Genomic DNA, 8,622 nt, shown 5'->3' on the forward strand with positions numbered 1-8,622 from the left:
ACCCTGGGTAACTGGTCCCACCGCGATCAGGCTTCTACAAGGAGCGGATCGCGGCGCCATACGCGCATGCGGCGCGGGCAAGCAGTGAACATACCGCATACACGGGAGTGGTGTCCCGGGGCCTTTAAAAACCGTCCTTGCTGCGGCAAGCACGGTGGCCAGAAACACTGACCTGACTCGATCACACCAAGTTTGATTTTAGGAGCATGCGATGCGCGACTTGAACTATCAACTCAAGCAGCTATGCGAACGTAATCGCGATGGCAGCTATGCCACGCAGTCCGACCGCGCGCGGATGCTCTCGCACATGGCCAACCAGCTGCACGATCTCGGATATCGCCATATGAATGCTGACAGTCTGCGTCCCAAGCATGTGGACGCGCTGGTGCAGCAGTGGAAGGCCGATGGCGTCAGCGCCGGCACGATGAAGAACCGTATGAGCGCGATGCGATGGTGGGCGCAGAAGATCGGCAAGGACAACATCATCGCGCGCGACAACGGCAGCTACGACATCGACAAGCGCACCTTTGTTACCAACATCTCCAAGGCCAAGGTGCTTGACGATGCGCGCCTGTCGAAGATCACGGATGCCTACACGGCGATGTCGCTGCGGTTGCAGTCCGCGTTTGGCTTACGGCGGGAGGAGAGCATCAAGATCGTTCCCGCGTGGGCGGATGGCGGCGATCGACTGAAGCTCAAGGACACGTGGACCAAGGGCGGAAAGTATCGCGAAATCGCCATTCGCACGCCGGAACAACGCACCGTGCTCAATGAGGCCAAGCGGCTTGTTGCTGGCGGTAGTCTCATCATGGCTAACTTGCGCTACCGCGATCAGCTTCAGCGCTTTCGCGCGCAGTGCGATAAGGCGGGAATTCACGGTGTACATGGACTGCGCCACAACTACGCGCAGGAACGCTACCAGCAGCTCACCGGCTGGCACAGCCCGGCGCGAGGCGGCCCACGGTCATCGCAACTCGGACCGGAGCAACGACAACGAGATCTCTCGGCACGTTTGTTATTGTCAGAAGAAATGGGCCACGGTCGCGAACAAATTACGGCGGTGTACTTGGGCCGCTAGAGTAGGGATATGCCCTCCGTTTAGCTTGAACGATCCTGATGTGACAAATTGTGATTTTTACTTGATGGCAAGAATGCTATGCTGGCTGCGGAAGTGATATTTACTCGATGGGTTGGGTTCGGCCAAAAGAAGACATTAAACAACACGGGATAGCCAGGAAACCAAATGCCAACTCCGCTGTTACCGTACCTATCAGATGGAATTAAGACGCTGATTGAACCAGTTCAGCCAGAGATTGTACTGAGCTTGCTCAAAGCAATTGAAATGATTGCCGTCCAACATCAGCCAGACAAGACTGTGGTCAACGATGTGGTATTAGGGGTCTCTTCACATAGAGTTCCGGTCTATGAAACGGCTAGTTATATTCTTGGTGACTTAGCCGCATATTCGTCCGTAGCGTTGCAGGCAATCATAGAGTTGTCACATTCGACTGACTCACGAGTGCGTCATAATGCAGTGCTTTGCCTTACAGGTGAAATGCCCCAGGAAGTTGTTCATGAAATGCTCGGACGCGCGTTACGTGACAAAAGTAGTCGTGTGCGCCGAAAGGCTGCAGATTGGGCCGGTCGGCTAGGTTGCCGTGCAGTCTTGCCTGCCATGCAGGAAGCTCTGAAGATTGAAAAAAATGTGGAAACAAGAGAAGTCATGCATGCAGAGACTCAACGGTTTGCAAAATGATATTTGATGACTTGCAGTAAACGGCCAAAAACAGACATACAGAAAGTGAAGATGGCAATAAGTGAATTCGAGATACTGGAACCTCTCAATATTCGTTTGCGCAAGGCGCGGCTCGCCGGAGCGCTGCTAGGCTTGTTGGCGATCCTTATCCCGCTAGGGATCTGGGCACTCAACGTCGAAGGTTCGATTTTGGCAGCGGAGGGCCGTTCGCAGACATTGGTTCGTATTCTGGGAGTCACATTGCTGTTCGTTGGGGCATTGCTTACAGCCTTCGTTTTGCCAAGACTTTTTAGTTCCTCGCCGGCCTTAATCCTAGATGAAACTGGCCTCTTCAACAATGCAACTATCCTTGGAAGTGGCTACGCTAGTTGGTGCGACATTCGGGAGTTGCATTTTGGGGAAGCAGAGCGACAGCGGTTGTTGTTCGTCATTTTGAATCAGCCACACCAGTACCTTGAACGGCAATCAAGAATTAAACGCATACTCGGTCGGGCAAGGGAGCGTCGTGGAGATCCAAGCTTCTTTTCTATTCCAATTAAGCACCTAGCGATCTCAGAGAATGATCTGGCGGATTATCTCGCTCGATATATGTCCGCTTATCATGCAAGCACCAGGGCATAGCTGCAATCGGCCACAAGCAGACTGAAGATAAGGCAACTGCGTTGAGTAGAAACTAGATATGGTAAAAATAAACGCGACAGGAACTATCATAAATTCTGAACGTCCAGCTCATCAAGTTCGAGTTAAGTATGACGGGGAGAATACAGGTGGCTATCTTATCCATGAATGGTGGGACGGAAGTGATGGCCCAAACCCACACGGAGCTTTTGATGCGTGGGTCGAGACTTTAGATGCTGTGTCTCAGTTCATTGCCGAGTCTGGATGGGAAATCCATTGGAAATAAAATGTAAGACTTAATCCGGCCAGGACCGGACAATTATGAAACGATGAGTATAGCTATGTCATTTCCGAAGCGAATCGAAGAAATTTCAGTTGAAGATCTGGATCGGTACCGATGGTGCTATTTCCATGATGACGAGGGTGAATATGACTCGTTTGAGTGGGTAATACCTGAGACTCACCCGAAGTTCAGTGAGGATGTTATTCAGTTGGAGTTGGCTACGTTTCGCTTTCATGGCGGGGAGGAGCTACTTGGTATGTTTGACGGCTCCAAGTGCTTTTCAATTTATTTAGCTGGTGAATGGCACGGACTTTGGTATGGCGTCAGAATCCCAACTGAGCAGGACAAGGCGAAATTGAAGATGGCATTGGGTGGACTTGGTCTAGATTTGCCGGTGGTCGCGACGGCTAAATGGTCTGGCAAGTCCGAAAGCTACAAAGGAATACGTTACTATGACGAAGCCAAAAATGAGGTTGAAGTTTAGTTCTGCAATCGGCCAAAAGCGGACTGGTCTGGAAGTCCAGTATGACACCGTGAAGAATTTATGCTTCCATCATTGGCATCGAAAGTATTAGAGGGATTCCGAATGCGCACTATATTATATTTTCTATTGTGCCTCGTCTTGGGCTCCTCATTGGCGTTCGCTGGACCGAAAGGTGGGAGTTCACCGGTTGCTGTTAGAGGGTACGTTAAGAAAGACGGCACCTATGTACAGCCTCATATGCGGTCTGCTCCTGATGGCAACTTTTCTAATAACTGGAGTACCGTAGGTAATGTAAATCCATACACCGGCGTAGCGGGTACAAAGACAACGCCGTCGAACGCCAATCCTTCACACAATAATGCGGGTGAAAGTTTCAGTGGCGATGCAGGATCAGGCGCTGGTTCTGTGTCAAACACATACTCTTCAAATCTCGAACCGATCTCTGATAACGTCACCGTAGCTCCCGCGTCGCAGCACGCAGACAGTTATAAGATTCCTCCACATGCAAAGCTAAATTACTTAGGCAACGGCTGGGAATGCATACGCGGATACTATCGAACTGCGCAGCAATGCGTCGCGGTTGAGTTGCCCTCAAACGCGAAACTGAACTATTTAGGAAACGGTTGGGAATGTGTACGTGGATATCGCCAATCCGGTCAGGAATGTGTCGCAGTTGCTTTGCCACCGAATGGCAAGTTGAACTACCTAGGAAACGGATGGGAATGTGTACGTGGGTATCGCCAATCCGGGCAGGAATGTATTTCAGTTGAGCTGCCTCTGAATTCTAAACTCAATTACCTAGGCAACGGCTGGGAATGTGTACGTGGATATCGCCAATCCGGTCAGGAATGTGTCGCCGTTGCTCTGCCACCGAATGGCATGTTGAACTACCTAGGAAACGGATGGGAGTGTGTGCGTGGATATCGCCAGTCCGGCCAGGAATGTAGTGCAGTTGAGCTGCCTCTGAATTCTAAACTGAATTACCTGGGCAACGGCTGGGAGTGCCTACATGGTTATCGCCAGAGTGTCGGGGAGTGTGTCGCTGTTCGCTGATTTCGAGGCAGCTTGGAGCCTCTCGTAGATTTACTACTTCCGGCCACGAGCGGACGGTCTGGTAAAAACATACCTTGGATTGAAGTTATGAACAACAATCTGCCCGGTAGTGAGGGTTGAGACACTCACTGGTATTTGCAGATGCAATGACCACATTGATGAGAGACACTAGCCATGAGTGATAGTCTAGTTACAATAGTTGGAAGTTCCTACTTTGAACCGTTAAGTGTGCTGCTCGAGAAACTAGAGAAACATGACAACGGGAATTCAAGCGCTGTCCAATCGGGTTATTACGTTAATGGTTTTGCCTCGTCGATTTGCATCCTTGCAGTGGTATGCTTAGAGTCATATGTAATGAGGGTTCGCTACATAAATAAGGCAGGGCAAAAGGAAATTAACAAAACCTCGGTGCCGGTTTACCTAAAGAATCTTTACCAAGATTTTCCTTTTGAAGATGAATTGTTCGAAATGCATATTCTTCGAGATGTGTTGGCACACAATCATTTGTGGGAAGTCTCACATTCATGGGACGATGAAGGTAGAATAATTGTCGATTCTATAGATAAAAAAAGTTCCGGCGATAACAAATATCAGCAGTATGTTGACCCCGTGGCCAACGTGACAAAGAAGCTGAGATTAAATATCAGCCCCATCCGTGTAGGTGGAGGTGATGCTATTTCGGTGGTTAAGGCGATGTGGAATATTTTGATATTTTTAGAAAAGAAAAGCCGAAATCAATGCTACGTCTCCCACTTGAGCGCCATTCATAAAGGTAAAAACACGAAGTTTGGTGAAATAGTAGGTCTGCCAGAGACCTGTACCTAGTAGGGACAGCGGCGGTGACCTGCGGCCCGGTAGCTTGCTGCATGGTAAGACTGGCATCGGCCATCACCGGACCCTTGCGTAACTTGTGAGAACATGAAACATGGAAGTAATCCACGTTGTATCAGTTGACCCAGTTTCTCCGGGAGATGAAAGTGCGTCTGTGACACTCGATAGCGGTAAGGGGCAACTCGTCGCATTTTGTTGGCCATGTGGACTGCATGTTGGAGACGAGGTTGAGAATCGGCTTTCCACTCTGGAAGGAACCGCTCGTGCCGCTTATTTTTCAGACTGGCCAGCAGAAGAAATAGAAACGTTGTCTTCAGAACGGATAGAGCGTACTGGTCATTATTCTTATGAAGGACGAGGCCGCGTCGTTGATGAGGCAGAGGGTCTTGTTGAAGTCAATGGGTTTGTAATCGAGCTAAGTAATGTGCACTGTGATGGCTATGTTGATTTTGAAATTAAGCGCCTTGATGTTCGTGCGTAGATAGGGCTGAAACCGCAGCTAAAAGCAGTCGTACTAAAGACCAACGCATTGGAGAAAATATGGTACTTCCGGATAAGGAAACCGTGGAAGAAGTTGCTAAAGCAGCGCAAGAAGTATCCAAATTTGGTCAAAGTCTTGTTGAAGCAGCGAGCAAGACGGGAGCCTTTATTGCGAAAACTGTCGGTGGACCTCTGGAAACCGGCATTGAGATATGGCATGACCGTCTGAAGTATGCGAGGTGGGAGCGACAAGTTCGCCTAATGAAGCGGGCAGATGAATTGCTGGCTGGAGTTCGGAGTGCTCACAAGCTACGAGCACTTCCAATGAATTTTGCCATCCCGTTATTACAAGCTGCTAGCCTTGAAGATAACGACGACCTTCAGGACATGTGGGCAAAAATGCTCGTTAATGGCTTGACGTCAACTAATGATGCAGACATTCGGCGAGCCAACATCGACATTATGCAAAGTTTGAGCCCTTTCGAGGCAATTATATTATCCAAGGTGTACTCGATTGAACTAGATCTTGCACTGAGTAATAGTGTTATCACGAGTGATCTTCCTGACCAAGTCGTCTCATCATCAACGCTTTCGCGGGATGTTTTGTCTCACAGCAAGGAGCCAAATGAGGACGTTAAGCTCGCTCTGGCGAATTTGAACAGGCTAGGTTGCATTAGTTTGGGCACGACTTGGAATGGTAATCAGATTTTTCGAGAAGTCTTTCACACCATATTGGGAAAGAAATTTATCGAAGCGTGCACACTTTCAGCTTAGCAGGCTACGGCTAATTACGGCCAGCAGCGGCCTTAGCCAATAGAGAGAGAACAGCCCGGTGCTGACATTGGTGAAAATATGCAGGCACTATGTTATTTCTAACACTCCATGAAGGATGCGTTATGCGATTTTCCGCTATAAGTAAGATGGCTATGGGAATTTTGGTGGCCTCTTTGTTTGGTTGTGGAACGACTCAAGGTTACGATGGTCCAGAAAAACCATTATCTGAGCTGGCCATCGTAGTTGGTGCCAGGCATGGAGGCACAAACTATTTTTCGAGGGACGCACGATGGATTGCTTTCACACAGGTTGACGAAAAAACCGTGGGGAACGCATTCATGGGGTACCCAGAAAATGTGAACGTCGCGGCCGGAAAACATATCATCAAAGTTGTTATGTTGGAAAAATATCCCGCAGGGATGACTTCCGTTCCTGGCACCAATTCTGCAATGGCCGAGGCGGGAGCTATTCGATGGCCTTCAGCATCTTTCGTGTTGGATACTAGTGCGAGTAAACACTATATAGTTAAATTTGTCGGTAGTTCTACCGATAAAATTCCATTTGGTGCATGGATTGAAGATGAGAATTCTGGAATTGTTGTGGCTGGCTCCAAGCCCGACAATGAATTGCAATAAAATTTCGGTTAGTTGAAATCCGTTCTCATACCGACCAAAAGCGGACCACCTAGCTTATAAGCTTGCGGGGGGCTGTGGTTTGAATATCGCGTTATGCCGATTCTCGAGATTGCGGGGGCGGAAGTAAAAGGTGCTTGATGATTATTTGGATATCCGTATGGCTTGGCTGTGATGATTTATTTGTTTTAGATGAAATTCAATATAATTAATAATAAAATATCCTGGGGGTGTAATGCGTTTCCTAATAATTGCAATACCATTGTTGTTATCTGCCACCTTAGTCGGCTGTGGAAGTATACCTACTGATCCTAGCGAAAAGGCGGGGTACTATGCTGAGCAGGCTAAGAAAACCTTTGCTACGGGAAGTGAGACCTACGGTTCCTATTACCTTGGCTTAGCCCTTGCCTTGCCAACCGGGCCAGAAAAAGTTAAACGAGTTTTTGCAGAGAGTCCTGCCACTGAGAATGCGTACCTTAAATATTTACAAGACAGTATTTTTCGCATTGGCACAACTCAACAGGCTATAAACATACAATCCGAGTTAAGCCGCGCAGTGTCTACTCACCTCTTAGCTGAGCGTTACGATAAAGCACTTCAATCGCAACTTAGTGCGCGCATTACTTCAGGTAATACCGATGGATCAATTCCCTTCTTGATCAGTCCAGAGATCGCTAATATCTCAGAATTGGCAGCGTCAGATCAAATGTCATTGGTCTACAACCGTACGCTGTCGTACTACCGAGAAAATTCCATTAATAGGAATATGGCTGAGTTGATTAAGTACGCTATGCGGGACGGTGAGAGCTCCACCGACGCGAAGCGATTTGCTGAAAATCTGCCAAGCCTAAGAGTCCGAAGTGAAGAATTAGATCTATTAGCGCCGTACTTTCCAAATTTCGTGGTCGAGCGCCGTAAGGAAATTACGCTAAAGGTACATCTTACTGTGAAAAATGCAGATCGCCTTTTCGCTGATGACATCCAGACGCATTTTTCCAAAGCCATGCGAGGTATTATTTGGATGTCCGTTTCCGGTGAAGATGTAATTGAGCTTTCTGTAGAACGTGTCAGAAATGAAGAACGGGTAATGCCTGATTCCACCCAAACGGTCACATATTCCTACTCGGACGTCAATATTTTTAGTGCAGCGCTACTAATGCCAAAGAATGCTTCATATCTCTTCGATTTAATAAAAGGTGGAGCTTCTATTGACTATGGTTATGTAATTGCAGCACAAAGTGGACGTATTGGAAAATTTGAGTCCGTGGCACGAGGCAAAGTTGAGTCAAATTATAAGAAGTGCCAGAACGCGCGAATTCAAAACGTCTTCGGTGGCGTGAGTCGCGCTGAGTTCGTAGCAAATGATCATATGCAGCAGGAATGCAATGGTACATCTCAGGTATCCATCGATGATCTTCGGAATCAGGTAATGGATAGTATCCTTGCGCAGACCCTGAGCATTCCAGTTATAAAGGCAACGCACGAGGCCAATTTGTAATCTGCAGAAGGTCCGACAGTGATTATTAAGTGTAGTTTAATGCGCCAGGCCACAGCAGTGCAAAAATTTGAATGTCAGCAATGGGGTGTGGATTCAATCGGTCAACGCAACACATCGGTCAAATCGTTGAGCCGGTGTCTGGTAGTCGAGCGTCTTCCTAGGGCGTTCGTTCAACCTTCTGGCAACTTCGTCTAGTTTATCCTGCGAATAGGT

The 8,622-nt window shown here is 48.1% G+C and carries 9 protein-coding genes; all 9 read left to right on the plus strand.

Annotated features, from left to right (window positions below; translation table 11 throughout):
- The first annotated feature begins 211 nt into the window (after positions 1 to 211).
- The 9 genes from D0T21_RS31370 (at position 212) to D0T21_RS31955 (ending at position 8,409) form a co-directional block, all read left to right on the plus strand.
- Positions 212 to 1,078 carry a phage integrase N-terminal domain-containing protein gene (locus D0T21_RS31370; RefSeq protein WP_116994074.1) on the plus strand — a complete coding sequence of 289 codons (867 nt, stop codon included), beginning with the start codon at positions 212 to 214 and terminating at the stop codon, positions 1,076 to 1,078.
- Between the two features lie 165 nt (positions 1,079 to 1,243).
- A complete protein-coding gene (locus D0T21_RS31375) occupies positions 1,244 to 1,756 on the plus strand; it encodes a HEAT repeat domain-containing protein (protein ID WP_116994073.1) in 513 nt (170 codons plus the stop codon).
- 6 nt (positions 1,757 to 1,762) lie between these two features.
- Complete coding sequence (locus D0T21_RS31935; protein WP_147328219.1) at positions 1,763 to 2,377, plus strand: STM3941 family protein; 615 nt, start codon at positions 1,763 to 1,765, stop codon at positions 2,375 to 2,377.
- Between the two features lie 338 nt (positions 2,378 to 2,715).
- A complete protein-coding gene (locus tag D0T21_RS31380; RefSeq protein WP_116994605.1) occupies positions 2,716 to 3,141 on the plus strand; it encodes a hypothetical protein in 426 nt (141 codons plus the stop codon).
- Between the two features lie 1,227 nt (positions 3,142 to 4,368).
- Positions 4,369 to 5,019, plus strand: coding sequence for a hypothetical protein (locus tag D0T21_RS31940; protein WP_147328220.1), 651 nt, complete (start codon positions 4,369 to 4,371; stop codon positions 5,017 to 5,019).
- 100 nt (positions 5,020 to 5,119) lie between these two features.
- Positions 5,120 to 5,506: a hypothetical protein gene (locus D0T21_RS31945; protein WP_147328221.1), complete on the plus strand. Its 387-nt coding sequence runs from the start codon at positions 5,120 to 5,122 to the stop codon at positions 5,504 to 5,506.
- A 59-nt stretch (positions 5,507 to 5,565) separates the two neighbouring features.
- Positions 5,566 to 6,279, plus strand: coding sequence for an Abi-alpha family protein (locus D0T21_RS31390; protein WP_116994071.1), 714 nt, complete (start codon positions 5,566 to 5,568; stop codon positions 6,277 to 6,279).
- Positions 6,280 to 6,401: 122 nt separating this feature from the next.
- The gene (locus D0T21_RS31950) at positions 6,402 to 6,914 is read left to right on the plus strand and encodes a hypothetical protein (protein WP_147328222.1); all 513 of its coding nucleotides are present in this window, start codon (positions 6,402 to 6,404) and stop codon (positions 6,912 to 6,914) included.
- 232 nt (positions 6,915 to 7,146) lie between these two features.
- Complete coding sequence (locus D0T21_RS31955) at positions 7,147 to 8,409, plus strand: hypothetical protein (protein WP_147328223.1); 1,263 nt, start codon at positions 7,147 to 7,149, stop codon at positions 8,407 to 8,409.
- Positions 8,410 to 8,622: the final 213 nt, after the last annotated feature.

The sequence above is a fragment of the Duganella sp. BJB476 genome (assembly GCF_003416895.1).
Taxonomy (GTDB): Bacteria; Pseudomonadota; Gammaproteobacteria; order Burkholderiales; family Burkholderiaceae_D; genus Rugamonas.

Bases quoted from the DNA above. Each gene is read 5' to 3' on its own strand.
- D0T21_RS31370 (WP_116994074.1), top strand. From the start codon at position 212: ATGCGCGACTTGAACTATCAACTCAAGCAGCTATGCGAACGTAATCGC.
- D0T21_RS31375 (WP_116994073.1), top strand. From the start codon at position 1,244: ATGCCAACTCCGCTGTTACCGTACCTATCAGATGGAATTAAGACGCTG.
- D0T21_RS31935 (WP_147328219.1), top strand. From the start codon at position 1,763: ATGACTTGCAGTAAACGGCCAAAAACAGACATACAGAAAGTGAAGATG.
- D0T21_RS31380 (WP_116994605.1), top strand. From the start codon at position 2,716: ATGTCATTTCCGAAGCGAATCGAAGAAATTTCAGTTGAAGATCTGGAT.
- D0T21_RS31940 (WP_147328220.1), top strand. From the start codon at position 4,369: ATGAGTGATAGTCTAGTTACAATAGTTGGAAGTTCCTACTTTGAACCG.
- D0T21_RS31945 (WP_147328221.1), top strand. From the start codon at position 5,120: ATGGAAGTAATCCACGTTGTATCAGTTGACCCAGTTTCTCCGGGAGAT.
- D0T21_RS31390 (WP_116994071.1), top strand. From the start codon at position 5,566: ATGGTACTTCCGGATAAGGAAACCGTGGAAGAAGTTGCTAAAGCAGCG.
- D0T21_RS31950 (WP_147328222.1), top strand. From the start codon at position 6,402: ATGCGATTTTCCGCTATAAGTAAGATGGCTATGGGAATTTTGGTGGCC.
- D0T21_RS31955 (WP_147328223.1), top strand. From the start codon at position 7,147: ATGCGTTTCCTAATAATTGCAATACCATTGTTGTTATCTGCCACCTTA.